16 protein-coding genes are annotated in these 17,873 nt (G+C 73.5%); 13 read left to right on the top strand and 3 right to left on the bottom strand.

Annotation, left to right across the window (positions count from 1 at the left end; genetic code table 11):
- Positions 1–72: 72 nt before the first annotated feature.
- The 4 genes from TOK_RS14640 (at position 73) to TOK_RS14625 (ending at position 3,674) form a co-directional block, all read left to right on the top strand.
- On the top strand, positions 73–285 hold the full coding sequence (locus tag TOK_RS14640; RefSeq protein ID WP_098958400.1) for a Trm112 family protein: 213 nt from the start codon (positions 73–75) through the stop codon (positions 283–285).
- The gene (locus TOK_RS14635) at positions 272–1,390 is read left to right on the top strand and encodes a hypothetical protein (protein ID WP_253258388.1); all 1,119 of its coding nucleotides are present in this window, start codon (positions 272–274) and stop codon (positions 1,388–1,390) included. Before TOK_RS14640 ends, TOK_RS14635 begins: the two co-directional genes overlap by 14 nt.
- 52 nt (positions 1,391–1,442) lie before the next feature.
- Positions 1,443–2,657, top strand: coding sequence for a mannose-6-phosphate isomerase, class I (gene manA, locus TOK_RS14630; RefSeq protein WP_098958399.1), 1,215 nt, complete (start codon positions 1,443–1,445; stop codon positions 2,655–2,657).
- 93 nt (positions 2,658–2,750) lie between these two features.
- Positions 2,751–3,674, top strand: a complete 924-nt coding sequence (locus TOK_RS14625) for a cation diffusion facilitator family transporter (RefSeq protein ID WP_098958398.1) — start codon at positions 2,751–2,753, stop codon at positions 3,672–3,674.
- Between the two features lie 44 nt (positions 3,675–3,718).
- Here the strand turns inward: TOK_RS14625 and TOK_RS14620 are convergent, their stop codons facing one another.
- A complete protein-coding gene (locus TOK_RS14620; RefSeq protein ID WP_253258387.1) occupies positions 3,719–4,192 on the bottom strand; it encodes an Lrp/AsnC family transcriptional regulator in 474 nt (157 codons plus the stop codon).
- A 139-nt stretch (positions 4,193–4,331) separates the two neighbouring features.
- On the opposite strand from TOK_RS14620, the gene ald reads away from it, so the two are divergent.
- A complete protein-coding gene (gene ald, locus TOK_RS14615) occupies positions 4,332–5,447 on the top strand; it encodes an alanine dehydrogenase (protein ID WP_098958396.1) in 1,116 nt (371 codons plus the stop codon).
- Between the two features lie 57 nt (positions 5,448–5,504).
- Positions 5,505–5,777, top strand: coding sequence for a hypothetical protein (locus TOK_RS14610; protein WP_098958395.1), 273 nt, complete (start codon positions 5,505–5,507; stop codon positions 5,775–5,777).
- Between the two features lie 15 nt (positions 5,778–5,792).
- On the opposite strand, the gene TOK_RS14605 is transcribed toward TOK_RS14610, so the two are convergent.
- Together TOK_RS14605 and TOK_RS14600 are read right to left on the bottom strand one after the other, a co-directional pair.
- The gene (locus tag TOK_RS14605; protein ID WP_098958394.1) at positions 5,793–6,875 is read right to left on the bottom strand and encodes a YeiH family protein; all 1,083 of its coding nucleotides are present in this window, start codon (positions 6,873–6,875) and stop codon (positions 5,793–5,795) included.
- 207 nt (positions 6,876–7,082) lie between these two features.
- Positions 7,083–8,726: a long-chain fatty acid--CoA ligase gene (locus tag TOK_RS14600; protein ID WP_098958393.1), complete on the bottom strand. Its 1,644-nt coding sequence runs from the start codon at positions 8,724–8,726 to the stop codon at positions 7,083–7,085.
- Positions 8,727–8,927: 201 nt separating this feature from the next.
- On the opposite strand from TOK_RS14600, the gene TOK_RS14595 reads away from it, so the two are divergent.
- The 7 genes from TOK_RS14595 (at position 8,928) to TOK_RS14560 (ending at position 17,867) form a co-directional block, all read left to right on the top strand.
- Complete coding sequence (locus TOK_RS14595; RefSeq protein ID WP_098958392.1) at positions 8,928–10,220, top strand: glutamate mutase L; 1,293 nt, start codon at positions 8,928–8,930, stop codon at positions 10,218–10,220.
- 722 nt (positions 10,221–10,942) lie between these two features.
- Complete coding sequence (gene ahcY / locus TOK_RS14585) at positions 10,943–12,454, top strand: adenosylhomocysteinase (RefSeq protein ID WP_098958390.1); 1,512 nt, start codon at positions 10,943–10,945, stop codon at positions 12,452–12,454.
- 13 nt (positions 12,455–12,467) lie between these two features.
- Positions 12,468–12,950 carry an NUDIX domain-containing protein gene (locus tag TOK_RS14580; RefSeq protein ID WP_098958389.1) on the top strand — a complete coding sequence of 161 codons (483 nt, stop codon included), beginning with the start codon at positions 12,468–12,470 and terminating at the stop codon, positions 12,948–12,950.
- 10 nt (positions 12,951–12,960) lie between these two features.
- Positions 12,961–13,605: a dTMP kinase gene (locus TOK_RS14575; RefSeq protein ID WP_098958388.1), complete on the top strand. Its 645-nt coding sequence runs from the start codon at positions 12,961–12,963 to the stop codon at positions 13,603–13,605.
- A 47-nt stretch (positions 13,606–13,652) separates the two neighbouring features.
- A complete protein-coding gene (gene mtrA, locus TOK_RS14570) occupies positions 13,653–14,330 on the top strand; it encodes an MtrAB system response regulator MtrA (protein WP_098958387.1) in 678 nt (225 codons plus the stop codon).
- A gap of 16 nt (positions 14,331–14,346) precedes the next feature.
- A complete protein-coding gene (gene mtrB / locus TOK_RS14565; RefSeq protein WP_374754897.1) occupies positions 14,347–16,137 on the top strand; it encodes an MtrAB system histidine kinase MtrB in 1,791 nt (596 codons plus the stop codon).
- Positions 16,134–17,867, top strand: coding sequence for an LpqB family beta-propeller domain-containing protein (locus tag TOK_RS14560; protein WP_098958386.1), 1,734 nt, complete (start codon positions 16,134–16,136; stop codon positions 17,865–17,867). The genes mtrB and TOK_RS14560 overlap by 4 nt, the downstream gene beginning before the upstream one ends.
- The last annotated feature ends 6 nt before the right edge of the window (positions 17,868–17,873 follow it).

Here is a 17,873-nt window from a genome sequence, read left to right as displayed (position 1 = left end):
CGCCCGGGCTGGCAGCATCGCGGGGTGGGGACGCCCCGCCGCTGCGAACCCGCTGCAGGAAAGAGGAGGACCGTGGCCATCGAGCTCGACCCCCAGCTGCTCGACATCCTGGCGTGCCCGTCCGACGATCACGCCCCGCTGCGGGCCGGCGCCCCCGGCGACCCCGATGCCGAGGTGCTCACCTGCACGTCGTGCGGCCGTCGTTTCCCTGTCGTCGACGGGATCCCGGTGCTCCTGCTCGACGAGGCCCTCCCCGGCGAGGCCGGTTCCCGTGGCGACGGGTGAGCCGGTGCTCGACGACACCCTGCTGCTCGACGCGGCGGCACTCGCGGCCGCCGACACGGGTGGTGTGCTGCGCGCCGCCGCCACCGCGGGCGCCCAGGTCCGCTCGGCTGCGCTCAGCGCCGACGAGGCCGGCCTCGCCGACCTGGTCGGACACCGCCCGCGCGCGTTGGTGCTGGTCCGTCGCCCCGGTGCGTCGGCCACGGCCGCGCCGCTGGTCGCGGCGATGCTGGGGCCCGCGTGCCCGGTACCGGTCGTCGTGGCCGACACCGTCCCGATGTGGACGGGCCCGCTCGACGTGGTCGTCGTCCACACCGACGACGCGACCGACGCGGAGCTGGCCGACTCGATCGGCTCCGCGGTGCGCCGGGGCAGCGACGTCGTGCTGTCCGCGCCGGGCGACGGTCCCGTCGCCGCGGCCGGGGCGGGCCGGGTGCGGCTCGTCGAACCCCGGCTCCCGGTACCCCGGGGTCTCGACCTGCCGCGGGCCTTCGCCGTCGGGCTCGCCGTCACCGGGGCCCTCGGGCTCCTCGGCCAGGGCCCCGACGACCGTGCGGGGAGCCGCCTCGACGCGCTCGCCGACGCCCTCGACGCCGAGGCCGAGCGCAACCAGCCGGGCCACGAGCCGTTCATGAACCCCGCCAAGGCCCTCGCGCTGCGGCTCGCCGACCACACCCCACTGCTGTGGGGGGTCGACGCGGTCGCCGCGGCCGTCGCCGCGCACGGCGCCGCGGCGCTCGCCATGCACACGGGTGTCGTCGCCCACGCCGACGACGTCGGCCGTGCCGCGGCCCTGTCCGGGCTGCGCCACGCGCTGGAGTCCGGGTCGGGTGAGCGTGACGTCTTCCACGACCCGTTCGACGATCCGGCGCCGACCGCGCCGGCGCCGCGGCTGATGCTGCTCGCCACCGGCGACGACGACCCGGGCCAGGTGCTGCTGCGCCGGACCGGCCGGCCCTGGCCGGTCGCCGACGTGCTGCATCCCGTCGAGGAGATCGTGCGCGGCACGCCGTACTCGGTGGTGCTCAGGGCCGGGGTGCTCGCCGCCCGCCTGGACATCGCCGCCGTGTACCTGGGACTGGCGACCCGTACCATCGAACCGGCCTGACGACCGGCCACCGCGACCGGGCCGACCGGCCCGAACGAGGAGCAGGACGACCGTGGAGTTGCTGGACAACCCGGTGCGGCCCTACGCCTGGGGTTCCCGCACGGTGATCGCGGAGCTGCTCGGCCGCCCGTCGCCGTCGCCGCACCCACAGGCGGAGCTGTGGCTCGGCGCCCACCCCGCCGACCCGTCGCACGTCGTGCGCGACGACCTCGTCGCCGAGTCGCTCCTGGAGCTCATCGACTCGGACCCGGCGCGCACGCTGGGCGCCGACCGGGCCGGCCGCTGGGGTGGGCGGCTGCCGTTCCTGCTCAAGGTCCTCGCCGCCGACGAGCCGCTCAGCCTGCAGGCGCACCCGAGCGCCGAGCAGGCCGCGGCGGGGTTCCAGCGGGAGAACGCCCTCCGTGTCGCGCCCGACGCGCCCGAGCGGAACTACCGCGACCCGAACCACAAGCCGGAGCTGCTCTGCGCGCTCACGGAGTTCGATGCGCTCGTCGGCTTCCGGGAGGCCGAGGCGTCGGTGCGGTTCCTGCGGGCGCTCGACGTGCCGGCCCTTGCCGCCTACGTCGAGCTGCTGGCCGCCCAGCCGGGCCCGGACGGGCTGCGTGCCCTGTTCACGACGTGGATCACCCTGCCGCAGTCGGTCCTCGACGACCTCGTCCCCGCCGCCCAGGAGGGAGCGGTGCGGCTGGCGTCGTCCGGCGGTGAGTGGTGCGCCGAGGCGCGCACCGCCCTGGAGCTGTCCGAGCGCTACCCGGGCGATGCGGGCGTGCTCGCGGCGATGCTGCTCAACCACATCGTCCTTCGGCCGGGGGAGGCGCTCTACCTGCCCGCGGGCAACCTGCACGCCTACCTGTCGGGGGCGGGCGTGGAGATCATGGCCAACTCCGACAACGTGCTGCGCGGCGGCCTGACCCCCAAGCACGTCGACGTCCCGGAGCTGCTGCGGGTGCTCGACTTCGAGGCGGCGCCCCCGCCGGTCTGCGACTGGCACGACGACCGCGGCTGGGTCACCTACGACACCCCGGCCGTCGAGTTCCGGCTGCGCCGCTTCGTCGCCGACGGCCCGCAGGCGTCGGTCGAGGTGCCCGACGGCGGGCCCCGCATCCTGCTGGGCACGACGGGCGCGGCGCTGGTGCGGTGCGACGCGTCGGTCCTCAAGCTCGGTCCCGGCACCGCGGTGTTCCTGCCCGCGTCCGACCGCGGCGTCGTCGTCGACTCGGCGACGCCGGGCACCCAGCTGTTCCTCGCCACCGACGGCCTGGCCTGAGCCGACCGTCCCGGCCGGACCCGTCGGGGCGTTTCGCTAGGGTTCGTCCCGGTGCCGGGCCTCCGGTGCCGGGGGACGGTCCGAGGAGCAGCGGTGTCGGCGAGCGGTGGAACCAGGGCGATCGTCGCGGCGTTGCTCGCCAACGCGGGGATCGCCGTCGCGAAGTTCATCGGGTTCCTGGTCACCGGGTCGTCGTCGATGCTGGCCGAGGCGGTCCACTCGGTCGCCGACACGTCCAACCAGGGGCTGCTGCTGCTCGGCGGCAAGCGTGCCAAGCGGGTCGCGACGGCCGAGCACCCCTTCGGCTACGGGCGCGACCGCTACTTCTACTCGTTCGTCGTCGCGCTGCTGCTGTTCACCCTCGGGTCGGTGTTCGCGATCTACGAGGGCATCCACAAGCTCCAGCACCCCGAGGGCCTCACGTCCCCGCTGGTGGCGGTGGCCATCCTCGTCGTCGCGATCGGCCTGGAGGGTTTCTCCTTCCGCACCGCGATCCACGAGTCGCGCCCGCTGAAGGGGACGAGCACGTGGTGGGGCTTCATCCGTCAGTCCAAGGTGCCCGAGCTGCCCGTCGTCCTGCTGGAGGACTTCGGCGCCCTGATCGGTCTGGTCCTGGCCCTGGCCGGCGTCGGGCTGACGGTCCTCACCGGGGACCCGGTGTGGGACTCGGTCGGCACGCTCTGCATCGGCGTCCTGCTCGGTGTCATCGCGATCATCCTGATCATCGAGATGAAGAGCCTGCTCATCGGTGAAGGCGCCACCGCACCGGTGCTGTCGACGATCACCGAGCGCCTCGAGGGCTCCGACGAGGTGCTGCGTGTCATCCACATCCGTACCCAGTACCTGGGCCCGGAGGAGATGCTCGTCGCGGCCAAGATCGCGCTGACGCCGGGGCTGCCCGTCGAGAGGGTTGCCACGGCGATCGACGCCGCGGAGGCGCGCGTGCGCGAGGCCGTGCCGGACGCGCGGGTCATCTACCTGGAGCCCGACCTCGACCGCTCGGTCGTCGCGGGCTGATCCCCGCTCTCGCGCGCGGCCCCGGGGCTCGGTGGGGCCCGGGCTCAGTGCGTCTGCGGCGGGCGGGTGTGCTCGAAGATCAGGCTGGTGCGGGTGCCGGCGATGTCGGGGTGGGTGTTGAGCGTCATCACGAAGTCGCGCAGCGCCGAAGAGTCGGCCGTGGCCACCCGGATCATGTAGTCGTCCTCGCCGGCGAGGAAGTACACGTCGCGCACCTCGGGGAGCCGTCCGACGCGCTCGACGAACACCGCCAGGTTGCTGCGGGCGTCGCTCTGCAGCCGGACGGAGATCATCGCCTGGAGCGGGTAGCCGACGGCTGCCGGGTCGACGTCGGCGTGGTAGCCGCGGATGACGCCGCGCTCGCGCAGGGCCCGCACCCGGGTCAGGCACGTCGACGGGGCGATGCCGGCGAGCTCGGCGAGGGCGTTGTTCGGGATGCGGGCGTCGCGTTCGAGATGACGCAGCAGGACGCGGTCGACGTTGTCGAGCGGGGCCCGAACATCCTTCGGTGACGCCACCCGCCGGGCCGCCGATCTCGCTGTTTCTTCGCTCAACACGCACCTCACAGAATCTTTTCCGTGAATGATGACAGGGAACCGAATCAAGTTCACCATTTGAGGAGACATCGCATCCGATCCACCGACTCCGGAGGTCACCGTGAGGATCGCCGTACCCCGTGAGGTCAAGGACAACGAGTTCCGCGTCGCGCTGACGCCGTCCGGGGTCCACGACCTCGTCACCGGCGGCCACGAGGTCGTCGTCGAGCAGGATGCCGGGGCCGGATCCTCCATCTCCGACGCCGACTACAAGGCCGCGGGTGCCCAGGTGGTCGCCGGTGCCGACGAGGTGTGGGCCGCCGCCGACCTGCTCCTCAAGGTCAAGGAGCCGATCGCCTCCGAGTACGGCCACCTGCGTCCCGACATGACTCTGTTCACCTACCTGCACCTCGCCGCCTCCGAGCCCTGCACCCGCGCCCTGCTCGACGCCGGCACCACCTCGGTCGCCTACGAGACCGTCCGCACCGCCGACGGCCGACTCCCGCTGCTGGCCCCGATGAGCGAGGTCGCCGGACGGCTCGCCACCCAGGTCGGTGCCTACCACCTGATGCGCCCCACCGGCGGGCGCGGCGTCCTCATGGGCGGTGTCCCCGGCGCCCCCGCGGCCCGCGTCGTCGTCCTCGGTGCCGGTGTGGCCGGGCGCAACGCCGTCGCGATGGCCGTCGGGCTGCACGCCGACGTCACCGTGCTCGACGTCGACGTCGACAAGCTCCGCGCCCTCGACGCCGAGTACCACGGCCGCGTCCGCACCGTGTACTCCACGTCGCTCGACCTGGAGCGCGAGCTGCTGGCCGCCGACCTCGTCGTCGGTGCCGTCCTCCTGCCCGGCGCCCGTGCCCCGAAGCTCGTCACCGACGACCTCGTCGCCCGCATGCGCCCCGGCGCCGTGCTCGTCGACGTCGCCATCGACCAGGGCGGCTGCTTCGAGGGCTCCCGGCCGACCACGCACGCCGACCCGGTCTTCCGGGTGCACGACACCCTGTACTACTGCGTCGCCAACATGCCGGGTGCGGTCCCCGAGACCTCCACCCGCGCGCTGACCAACGTCACGCTGCCCTACGCGCTGCGCCTCGCCGACCTGGGCACGCTCGACGCGCTGCGCGCCGACCCCGCCCTCGCCGCTGGTCTCAGCACCCACCGGGGCGCGCTGACCAGCGACACCGTGGCCGCCGCGCACGGCCTCCCGTTCACCGCCCCGGCCGACGTCCTGGCCTGAGCCGACCGCAGGTCCCGGGACATGGGCGTCGCAGGAGGCGCCCATGTCCCGGTTGTCATGATCACATCCGCCGGTGAGATCGTCGCCTGGATCATCGGCTGGGACCTGATCCTGGAGCTGGCCGTCGGCTCCGCGGTCGTCTCCACGAGCTGGTCGAAGTACCTGCACGAGACGCTCGCCCAGCTCGGGCTCGAGGTGCCCACGCAGTTCTCACTCGGAGGGGCGTTCACCTTCGACTGGGGCGCGCTGCTTCTGGTGGTCGTGCTCACCGCCCTGCTCGCGCTCGGCAGGGTGCGCACGGAGCAGGAGTCGACGCCGGCGGGCGACTGATCCGTACGGGCCGGCCTACAGGGTCCCGGTCAGCGCCTGCAGGCCGAGGCTCGTCGCGGCGACCGCGACCCACAGCAGCCCGCCGAGCAGCAGCGGCCGTGGTCCCGCGCCGCGGATCTCGGTGGGGCGCAGGGTCAGCCCGACGCCGGCCAGCGCGACCGTGATCAGGAACGTCCCCAGCAGCGACAGCGCAGGGTGCCACGCATCGGGGACCAGGCCGAGGGTGTCGAGGGTCGCGGCGGCCAGGAAGCCGATCAGGAACAGCGGGACGACCCGGCGCCACGGCACGTCGCGCAGCCCGCGCTCGCTGCCGGGTTCCGACCGTGCGGCCCGCTTCGCCGTCCACACCGCCAGTGCCAGGACGATCGGCACCAGCAGCAGGGTGCGCGTCAGTTTCACGACGATCGCGTATCCCGAGGCGTCCCCGCCGTAGGCGACCGCCGATGCCACGACCGACGACGTGTCGTTGACGGCGGTGCCCGCCCACAGGCCGAACGCCTGGTCGCTCAGGCCCATCAGGTGGCCGAGCGCGGGGAAGGTGAGCACGGCGATCACGTTGAAGACGAAGATCGTGCCGAGCGCATAGGCGATCTCGTGGCGCTTGGCGTCGATGACCGCGGTGGTCGCCGCGATGGCCGACGCCCCGCAGATGCCGGTGCCCACCGAGATCAGGATGCGGGTGCCGCCACCGACGCCCAGTGCCCGCCCCAACAGCCAGCCGCCGACCAGCGCCACCGCCAGCGTGCCGAGCATGACCGGCAGCGAGCCGGCTCCGACCTGCACGACCTGCTGCAGTGACAACCCGGTGCCCAGTACGACGATCGACAGCTGCAGGACCGGCTTGGCGGCGACGTCGATGCCGGGGACGAGGCGCTCGCCGGGCTTGAGCAGCACGCCGGCCGCGGCGCCGAGCACGATCGCGAACACCGGCCCGCCGACGACGGGGACCAGCCGGCCGAGCGCGGTCGCGACGACCGCGATCGCCACGGCGACGGCGAGTCCCGGCGCGGTCCGCCGGCCTCGCCGCGTCCCGGTCTCGACCCAGGCAGGCCTCGACCACGCCCAGCCGTGCCCCGACCCGTGCACCCAGCCTGTCATCCGCACCTCCGGTCCGGCATGTAGGACGTGGCCGCCTAAATGTCTGGACATTAACGCACGACAGGAGATGTGCCCAGCGGAGGGGAACTCGGGTGGACGCCATCGAGCCCGGGCGGATGGTCGTACCCGGGCTCGCCGATCAACACGAGCGACGGCCCGGACCGCGGGTGCGGTCCGGGCCGTCGGAGGTCGTGCCTGCCGGGAGTGTCAGCCGCCCGCGGGGTCGGGGGCGTCGATCCGGTAGCCGGAGAACTTGTCGCGCAACGTCTTCTTCGAGAACTTGCCCACCGACGTCTTGGGCACCTCGTCGATCAGCTCGACGGCGTCGGGCAGCCACCACTTCGCGACGCGCGGCTCCAGGAACGCGATGAGCTCGTCCTTGGTCACCGACTGCCCCGGCTTCACGACGATGCAGGCCAGCGGCCGCTCGACCCACTTCTGGTGGGGGATCGCGATGACCGCGGCCTCCGCGACCGCGGGGTGGGCCATGATCTCGTTCTCCAGCTCGACCGAGGAGATCCACTCGCCGCCGGACTTGATCAGGTCCTTCGTGCGGTCGACGAGCCGGAAGTTGCCGTAGCGGTCGACCGTCGCGACGTCGCCGGTGCGCAGCCAGCCGTCCTCGGTGAACTGCGTCCCCCCGCCCTCGCCGCGGTAGTACTCCGACGCGATCCACGGCCCGGCGGCCTGGACCTCACCGGTCGCGACGTCGTCCCACGGCTGCTCCTCGCCGGAGTCGGGATCGACGATCCGCAGCTCCACCAGCGGCACGGGCTGCCCCTGCCGGGCCCGGACGTCGGCGCGACCCTCCTCGTCGAGGGCGTCGTGGTGGGTCCGCATGACCCCGGTCGTCGCGATCGGGCTGGTCTCGGTCATGCCCCACGCCTGCAGCATGGGGATGCCGATGGCCTTGCGGTAGGCCTCCGACAGCGACTTCGGCACCGCCGAGCCGCCGCACAGGATCGTGCGCAGCGACGACAGGTCGTGGTCACCGAGCTTGGGAAGCGCACCCATCCAGATGGTGGGGACGCCACCGGTGACGGTCACCTTCTCCGACGCCAGCAGCTCGAGGATCGCGTCCGGGGTCATGTTGGGGCCCGGGAAGACGGTGTCGGCGCCGGCCAGCAGGATGCCGTACGGCAGGCCCCAGGCGTTGGCGTGGAACATCGGCACGACCGGCATGACGACGTCGTGCTCCGACAGCGCGGGCCCGTCGGCGGTGAGGGTGAAGAACGAGTGCAGCACCGACGAGCGGTGCGAGTAGACGACGCCCTTCGGGTTGCCCGTGGTGCCGGAGGTGTAGCACATGGCCGCGGCGGTGTTCTCGTCGTCGACGCGGAAACGGCCCGCGAACGGCTCGGACGCCGCGAGGAGCTCCTCGTAGTCGAGGAAACGCTCGTCGTCGGGGACGGCGTGGTCGGCGCCGTCGTCGATGACGATGTAGCGCTGCACGGTCGGCATCTTGTCGATCAGGGGCAGGAGCAGTGGGAGCAGCGAACGGTCGACGAACACGACCTCGTCGGCGGCGTGCTCGGCGATGTAGACGAGCTGCTCGGGGAAGAGCCGGATGTTCAACGTGTGCAGGACGCGGCCCGTGCACGGCGCGGCCATGTACAGCTCGAGGTGGCGGTCGGTGTTCCAGCAGAAGGTGCCGACGCGGCCGTCGGCGCTCACCCCGAGGGTGTCGAGCGCGGTGGCCAGCCTGCGGACCCGGACCGCCCAGTCGGCGATCGTGGTGCGGGTGCGCCCGGTGACGGTGGCGGTCACGATCGTCTTGTGCCCGAACAACTGCTCGGCACGATGGAAGACATGGGGCAGGGAGAGGGGCCGGTTCTGCATGAGCCCGCGCATGAAACCTCCTGACGGCGCATCCGGCGGCGTCGGCGCCGCCTGCCCGGCACGTTACCGCTTCGGACGCATCGGACAGGGGGTCGTTCGTGCCCGCTCGGGCTCCCCACAGCGCTCCCACCAGGTGGACACCCCGGTGTGAACCGAAGATCGACCGCGTCGCATGAGGTGCCCGAGCGGCCGCGGTAGGTAGGCTCGTCGGCCATGACCCAGGACCGCCCCGCCGGCGCCGCCGTGTGCCTCGACGTGGGCTCGACCTGGACGAAGGCCGTCCTCGTCCGATCCGACGGGACCATCCAGGGATTCGCCGAGCACCCGACCACCACCGGCGACGTGCTCGCGGGGGTCGACGCCGCCGTCGGCGCGGTCACCGCCGCCACCCGGATCGAGGGGGAGACCGAGGTGCTGGCCGCGTCGTCGGCGGGGGGCGGGCTGCGGCTCGCCGTCATCGGCACCGACGCGCTGACCGCCTCCGACGCCGGGCACCACGTCGCCCGGACCGTCGGCTCGCGGGTCGTGCACGTGCACGCCGGGCCGCTCGCGGCCGAGGACGTCCGCACCGTCCGCGGCTGCCGCCCCGGCGCGCTGCTGCTCATGGGCGGCGCGGACGGCGACGACCCGTCGGTGCTGCTGCACAACGCCGGTCGCCTCGCCCGGGCCCGCATCCGCTACCCGATCGTCCTGGCGGGCAACGTCGAGGCCCGCGACGACGCGGTCGCCCTGCTGCGCGGGACCGGTCGCACCGTCGTGGTCTGCGACAACGTGGCGCCCGTCATCGGCACCGTCGTCGCCGGGCCGGCGCGGCGTGCCGTCGCCGACGTCTTCGCCGGGCACGTCCTCGGCGACCGCGGGCCCGCCGCGGCACCCCGCTTCCGCAGGCTGGTCCGGTCCACGACGCTCGACGCCGTCGCCCGCGGCGCCGCCGAGATCGCCCGGATCACCGGGTCCCGGGTGCTGCTCGTCGACGTCGGCTGCGCCACCACCGACGTGCACGCCGCCACCCCCGACGGCGAGCTGCACCGCACGGTCGAGGGCGACCTCGGGCTGCGGGCCGCCGCCGCCGGGGTGCTCACCGAGGGGCAGACCGAGGGCCTCGTCGACCCGATCGAGGCGGACCTGCTCGCCCCGGCCGTCGAACGGATGGCCGCGGAACCCGGCTACATCCCTCGCGACGCGGGCGGTGCCGCCGAGGACCGCCGGATCGCCGCCCTCGCCGCGGCCGTCGCCGTCCGCCGCCACGTCGCGTCCCGCGACGGGGAGGCCGTCGAGCGGCCGGGCGTCGTCGTCCTGTCGGGCGGGGTGTTCCGCCAGCGGGACCGCGACGCCTTGCGGTCGGTCGTGTCGACGCTGCGGGCCGACGAGGTGCTGTCGACGTTCCTGGCCGGCGCGCGGGTCGTCGTCGACAACGACGTCGTCCTCGCCGCGGCCGGGCTGCTCGCCGCCAACGCGCGCGAGGTGGCCGCCGAGGCCCTGCTGCAGGACCATCTGCTGGGCTGACCGTTCGGTGAGGTCAGGGGTCGGTGAGGTCAGGGGTCGGTGAGGTCAGGGGTCGGTGAGGTCAGGGGGTCGCGGGGCGGGCCGACGGTGGCGCCTCCGGGATCCGGGTCGCACGAGCGGTCGCGCCGGGCCGGCCGACGAACTGGTCGAGACCGTCCGCGCCCGCATCGGTAGCGCGTCGCAGGGCCAGGTCGGCGTGCGGGCGTCGGCCCCGTGACGGACGCGGTCACGATCACCGTCGACGTCATGCTCGTCGTCGACGGCCGCCGACCCGCCGTGCTGGTGGCAGGCGACGTGCAGCGCAGCGTCGGCGCAGCCGTCCACACGACGCTTCGGTGTCGCGCCCGGCCGGGTCGCGGTCCACATCGCCGACGTCGCCCTCCCCGGCTGACCCCACGCCGGTCGCACCCGCAGGCATCGCCGACCCGTCCGGCCGCCGGTCCGCCCCTCGGGACGCGAGTTGACACCGGCCGCCCGGGGCGGCGAAGCTGGAGGAGCGATTGCTGAGTCGGTGTCGAGGGGCGCTGCGACGGACCTCTGTCCGCCACGCTCGACCACCGGGCCATTGCTGAAAGGGCGCCTCACTCGTCGGAGGAGGCCGCCCACATGACGTCCCCCTCCGTCGCGGCGTCACGGATCGCACACGCCGCTCCCACCGCATCCAGGACGGAAGACCGCCGCGCGCCGACCGCGTGCGGCCAACGAGGAGGACTGACCACCCGATGAGCGTGACGGACACGACGACGACCGACCCCGGAGCCCGGCGCCAGGAGCGCAACGGCCTGGAGTTCGCCGTCGCGGATCTGGGACTGACCGAATTCGGGCGCAAGGAGATCCGGCTCGCCGAGCACGAGATGCCCGGCCTGATGGCGCTGCGCCGCGAGTACGCCGAGGCGCAGCCGCTGCGCGGTGCCCGCGTCGCCGGCTCGCTGCACATGACCGTGCAGACCGCGGTGCTGATCGAGACGCTGACCGCGCTGGGCGCCGACGTGCGCTGGGTCAGCTGCAACATCTTCTCCACCCAGGACCACGCCGCGGCTGCGACGGTCGTCGGCCCGACCGGTACCCCCGAGGAGCCCAAGGGCGTCCCGGTGTTCGCCTGGAAGGGCGAGACGCTGGAGGAGTACTGGTGGTGCACGGAGCAGCTGTTCGCGTTCCGTGACGACAACGGCCAGGTCATCGGCCCGAACATGATCCTCGACGACGGCGGCGACGCCACCCTGCTCGTGCACAAGGGTGTCGAGTTCGAGAAGACCGGTGTCGTCCCGACCGTGGACGACGACGACCTCACCGTCGCCGACGAGTTCCGGATCATCCTCGACACCCTGCGCCGCAGCCTGGCCGCCGACAGCCAGTACTGGACGCGGGTCGCTGCCGACATCCGCGGCGTCACCGAGGAGACCACCACCGGTGTGCACCGGCTCTACCAGCTCGCCGAGCAGGAGCTGCTGCTGTTCCCGGCGATCAACGTCAACGACTCGGTCACGAAGAGCAAGTTCGACAACAAGTACGGCATCCGCCACTCGTTGATCGACGGCCTCAACCGCGGCACCGACGTCCTCATCGGCGGCAAGGTCGCCGTCGTCGCGGGCTACGGCGACGTGGGCAAGGGCTCCGCGGAGGCGCTGGCCGGGCAGGGCGCCCGCGTCATCGTCGCCGAGGTCGACCCGATCTGCGCCCTGCAGGCGCTGCTCGAGGGCTTCCAGGTCGCGCGCCTGGAGGACGTCATCGACCGGGCCGACATCGTCATCACGACGACCGGCAACAAGGACATCGTCACCGTCGACCTGCTCAAGAAGATGAAGCACCAGTCGATCCTGGGCAACGTCGGGCACTTCGACAACGAGATCGACATGGCCGGGCTGGGCCGCATCCCGGGCATCCACAAGGTCAACATCAAGCCGCAGGTCGACGAGTGGGTCTTCCCCGACGGGCACACGATCATCGTGCTGTCGGAGGGCCGGCTGATGAACCTGGGCAACGCGACCGGGCACCCGTCGTTCGTGATGAGCAACAGCTTCGCGAACCAGGTCATCGCACAGATCGAGCTGTTCACCAAGCGCGACGAGTACAACAACGACGTCTACCGGCTGCCGAAGATCCTCGACGAGAAGGTCGCGAAGATCCACGTGCTGGCTCTGGGCGGCGAGCTGACCAAGCTCACCAAGGACCAGGCCGAGTACATCGGTGTCGACGTCGAGGGCCCCTTCAAGCCCGAGCACTACCGCTACTGACCGGCATCGCACGGTGACCGCCGGGGTCGCGCCGCACTCGGGTGACGGCTGGACGTACTGCTCCCAGGGCCACAAGCACTGGGGGATCCATGGTGCGGCCGGCCTGCTCGCCCGCCATCGCGACCCCGGCGGGACCGACTGGGTGCTGCTGCAGCACCGCGCGTCGTGGAGCCACCACGGCGGCACCTGGGGCATCCCCGGCGGGGCCCGCGACCTCGGCGAGTCCGCCGAGGACGCGGCCCGCCGCGAGGTCACCGAGGAGTCCGACCTCGTTGTCACCGGCGTCACCGTGGCCGGCGAGTTCGTCGACGACCACGGCGGCTGGTCCTACACCACCGTCGCGTTGTGGTTGCCCGCGATGGCCCCGGTCGGCGTGCGCGGCCTGGAGAGCGTCGAGTTCGGGTGGACACCGGTCGCGGGTCTCGACGACGTCGCCCTGCACCCGGGGTTCGCCGCGAGCTGGCCCGCGGTCCGGTCCCTCGGGGCGGCCGGATAGGTTCCGCCGCATGGGCCGGCTGATCGTCATCGAAGGGCTCGACGGGGCCGGGAAACGCACGTTGACCGACGGGCTGTGCGCTGCGCTCGCCGCGGACGGCGCCTCCACCGCCCGGCTCGCGTTCCCGCGCTACGACGACGACGTGCACGCCGAGCTCGCCCGCGACGCCCTCTACGGCCGCCTGGGCGACCTGTCCGCCTCCGTGCACGGCATGGCCGTCCTCTTCGCCCTCGACCGCCGCGCCGCGATCCCCACGATCACCGGCCTGCTGGCCGCGCACGACGTCGTGATCGTCGACCGCTACGTCGCCTCCAACGCCGCCTACAACGCCGCGCGCCTGCACCAGGACGCCGCGGGCGAGGTCGTCGCCTGGGTCCGGGAGCTGGAGATCGACCGCTTCGGACTGCCCGTCCCCGACCTGCAGCTGCTGCTGCAGGTGCCGCGGGAGGTCGCCGCGGAGCGGGCGCTGGGCCGCTCGCTGACCGAGACGGGGCGTGACCGCGACGCCTACGAGTCCGACGACGCCCTGCAGGCCCGCACCGGCGCGGTCTACGCGCAGCTCGCCGCGACGTCGTGGCTGTCGGGCTGGGAGGTCGTCGACGGGACCGCGCGCGTCGACGCCACCGCACTCGCCGTACGTATCACCCGGGCGTGACCCGGCCCGCGACCGGGCGTGTCGCAGGGTGATGGGATGCTGCGCGCATGAAGTCGCGCGTTCTGGTGGTCGACGACGACCCGGCACTGGCCGAGATGCTGACCATCGTTCTGCGCGGGGAGGGCTTCGACACCGCCGTCGTCGGTGACGGGACGAAGGCCCTGCCCGCCGTCCGCGAGCTGCGGCCCGACGTCGTGCTGCTCGACCTCATGCTGCCCGGCATGAACGGCATCGACGTCTGCCGGGCCATCCGGTCGGAGTCCGGCGTCCCGATCGTCATGCTCACGGCGAAGAGCGACACCGTCGACATCGTCCTGGGCCTGGAGTCCGGCGCCGACGACTACGTCGTCAAGCCGTTCAAGCCCAAGGAGCTCGTCGCGCGCATCCGCGCCCGCGTGCGCCGTGTGGAGAACGAGCCCGCCGAGCAGCTCTCGATCGGCGACGTCGACATCGACGTCCCCGCCCACCAGGTCACCCGCGGCGGCGCACCCATCGCGCTGACGCCGCTGGAGTTCGACCTGCTCGTCGCCCTCGCGCGCAAGCCGCGCCAGGTGTTCACCCGCGAGGTCCTGCTCGAGCAGGTGTGGGGCTACCGCCACGCCGCCGACACCCGCCTGGTCAACGTGCACGTCCAGCGACTGCGCTCCAAGGTCGAGCGCGACCCCGAGCACCCCGAGGTCGTGCTGACCGTGCGCGGGGTCGGGTACAAGGCCGGCCCGCCGTGATCGCCGGGCCCCAGCGGTGGGGCTGATCGACGGCGCCCGCGCGGGCGGCAGACTGCTCGGCCGGACCGGGCGCAGGATCGGGCGGACAGGTCCGGGGCGCCGGGCGGCCGCGGTCGTCCACGCCACGATCCTGGGCGTCACCGAGGTCCGCAACGCCTTCGCCGTCGCCTGGCGGCGCTCGCTTCAGCTGCGCGTCGCAGTGTCGACGCTCGCGTTGTCGACGGCCGTGGTCCTCGTCCTCGGCCTCGTGCTGCAGACCCAGATCGCCGACCGGCTCGTCCAGGGCAAGTTCGACGCCGCGGTCGCGCAGACCGAGTCGGCCCGTGGCGTGCTCGAACGCGACCTCGCCGGGGTCGACCCCGATCGCGAGGGCGCTCAGGCGACGCTGACCAACGCGCTCGAACAGCTCACCAACTCGAGCATCGCCGACCAGCCAGGATCGCCCACCGCCGGTGAGTTCCGGGCCGTCCTGACCACGGGCGACACCCCCGGCGCCGCCGGATCCCCGGTGTCGGCGGGCACCGTCGCCGACATCCCCGCCGACATGGCCGCCGCTGTCACCGCGGGTGGGCTCGCGCGCAAGTACGTCACCGTCGGCGACACCCCGACGCTGATCATCGGCGAGCCCGTCACCACCGCGGGCCGCGACCTGCAGTTCTACCTGCTCTTCCCGCTCGACGCCGAGCAACGGACCCTCGGCCTCGTGCAGTCGACGCTCATCGTCTCCGGGCTCGTGCTGATCATCCTGCTCGCCGCCATCACCAGCCTCGTGACGCGACAGGTCGTGCGGCCGGTACGGCAGGCGGCCGAGGTCGCCGAGCGGTTCGCAGACGGGCACCTCGACGAGCGCATGCCCGTCCGTGGCGACGACGAGATGGCGCGCCTCGGCGAGTCCTACAACGAGATGGCCTCCAGCATCCAGAGCCAGATCCGCCAGCTCGAGGAGTTCGGCGCCCTGCAGCGCCGCTTCACCTCCGACGTCTCCCACGAGCTGCGCACCCCGCTGACGACGGTCCGGATGGCCGCCGACGTCCTCTACGCCTCCCGCGACGAGCTCCTGCCCGCGCTGCGCCGCAGCAGCGAGCTGCTCGTCAACGAGCTCGACCGCTTCGAGGCCCTGCTCGCCGACCTGCTCGAGATCAGCCGTCTCGACGCGGGTGTCGCCGAGCTCGGCGCCGAACGGCTCGACATGCACGGCGTCGTCTCGCGGGCCGTCGAGGCCGTCCGCGGGCTCGCCGAGGAGAGCGGGACCTCGCTCGTGCTCGACCTGCCGACCGGGGTGTTCGCCGAGGTCGACTCGCGACGCGTCGAGCGGATCGTGCGCAACCTCGTCGCCAACGCCCTCGACCACGGCGAGGGCCGGCCCGTCGAGGTGACACTGCGCGGCGACGCCGTCGGGGTCGCCGTCGCCGTCCGCGACCACGGTGTCGGGCTGCGGCCCGGCGAGGCCGGGCTGGTGTTCAACCGGTTCTGGCGGGCCGAGGAGTCGCGGGCCCGGCGCAGCGGCGGCAGCGGCCTGGGCCTGTCGATCAGCCTGGAGGACGCGCGGCTGCACGGCGGCTGGCTGCAGGCGTGGGGCACCCCGGGCCGGGGATCGACGTTCCGCCTGACACTGCCCCGCGACGTCGGCGGCAAGCTGGTGTCCAGCCCGCTGCCGCTCGGTCCCGACGGCACCCGCCCCGAAGAGACGAACTCCGTGCCGACGCCCCCGCTCGGGACCCCGATCGGCCAGTTCCGCGACGGTTCCGACGACGCCGCAGGTGTCCACGGCGCCCCGCCCGCCTCCCGGCCCGGGATGCGGCGATGAACGGCCCGCGGGCGCGGGCGGTCCTCGTCGTGCTGCTCGCCGTCCTCGCCGTCGGTGTGTCCGCGTGCGCGACCGTCCCCGGCGAGTCGTCGGTGCAGGTCCTGCGCAAGGTCAGCGACGGCGAGGCCCCACCCGCGCCGCCCGGCCCCGTCGACGGCACCAACCCTCTCGACCTCGTCCGCGGCTTCGTCTACGCCTCCGGCAGCAGCGCCGACCGGCACGGCGCCGCCCGGCGGTTCCTCGCGCCCGAGGCAGGCAACTGGGACGACGGCGCGTCGGTCACCGTGCTCGACGAGCAGTTCGGCACCGTGCCCGTCGCGACCGGCAGCGACACCACGACCGTCCGGATCCGCGGCACCCGGATCGGCACGCTCACCGCGTCCGGCGCGTTCGAGCCCGGCGAGGCACCCGTCGAGGCCGACGTCACCGCCGTACGCCGTGACGGTCAGTGGCGCATCTCCGCCGTCCCGCCGGGTGTGTTCGTCCGGCTCTCGGACCTGCGATCCAACTACCGCTCGGTCAAGGTGTACTTCGTCGACCCCGCCCGCTCGGTGGTCGTCCCCGACCTGCGATACCTGCCGGCCGTCCCCGCGAAGGCGCAGGCCGCGCGGGTGGTCGACATGCTGCTCGACGGGCCGTCGCCCGCGCTGGCGGGCGCCGTCGCGACCCGGTTGCCCGAGACGGCGTCGCTCACCTCGAACGTCACCGAGACCGCCGACGGCGGGCTCGTCGTCGACCTCACCGGCGTCGGCACCCTCGACGACGCCGGCCGCAGGCTGCTGGCCGCCCAGGTCGTGCTGACGCTGTCAGAGGTCAACGCCACCCGCGTCCGGCTGCTGATCGACGGTGCCCCCGTGCTGGCCGCGACCCCGGACATCACGCGCGCCGAGGTGGCCTCCGCCTCGGCCGGCGCCGCGGACGCCACGGCCCCGCAGCAGCCGGCGCTGGTGACGACGGGCGGGCGCGTCCGCAAGCTGGGCGGCGACGACCCCGGCGGCCCGGTGGCGGGCCAGGCGGGCAACGGCGCCTTCGACATCGCCACGGCTGCCATCACGCCCGACGGGGGCCGTCAGGCCGTGGTGTCGCGGGAGGGCACCCGGAGCCGGCTGATCGTCGGCGAGGGCGACAAGCCGCTGCAGGGCACCGACGTCACCGGAACCGTCCTGACCCGGCCGACGTGGGCGCCCGGCGGCTCGGAGGTCTGGACGGTCGCTGACGGGACGGTCGCGCGGGTCGTGACGGATGCCGGCGCGCCGCCGCGGCGGGCACCGGTCGACGCCTCGGCCATCACCGCCGTGGGCGGGGCGGTCACCTCCTTCCGGATGTCGCGGGACGGGATGCGCGTCGCCGCGGTCGTGGGTGGGCGGGTCGTGACCGCGTCGGTCGCGCGGGCGGCGGACGGGTCGGTGACGTTGCGCAGCGCGCGGCTGCTGCGGCCGGGTGAGCTCGGTGACGCCGTCGCGGTCGACTGGCGGTCGACCGACACGGTCGTGGTCGTCAGCGCACGAAGCGACCGGGCGGTGTCGCTGGTGTCGGCCGACGGGCTCGCTCTGGACTCGGTGTCGGGCAGCAACCTGACGCCGCCGCTGCGGGCGGTCGCGGCCGCTCCGAACCGGCCGCTGCTCGTGGTGGACCAGGGCGGGGTGTGGAGCTTCTCGGGCGGACAGCTCGACACGTGGCGCCTGGTGGCGGGAGGGATGTCCGACGCCGTTCCCTTCTATCCGGGCTGACTCCCT

Source organism: Pseudonocardia sp. N23 (assembly GCF_002583555.1).
Lineage (GTDB): Bacteria > Actinomycetota > Actinomycetes > Mycobacteriales > Pseudonocardiaceae > Pseudonocardia.
This window is presented reverse-complemented; position numbering and strand designations above follow the sequence as displayed.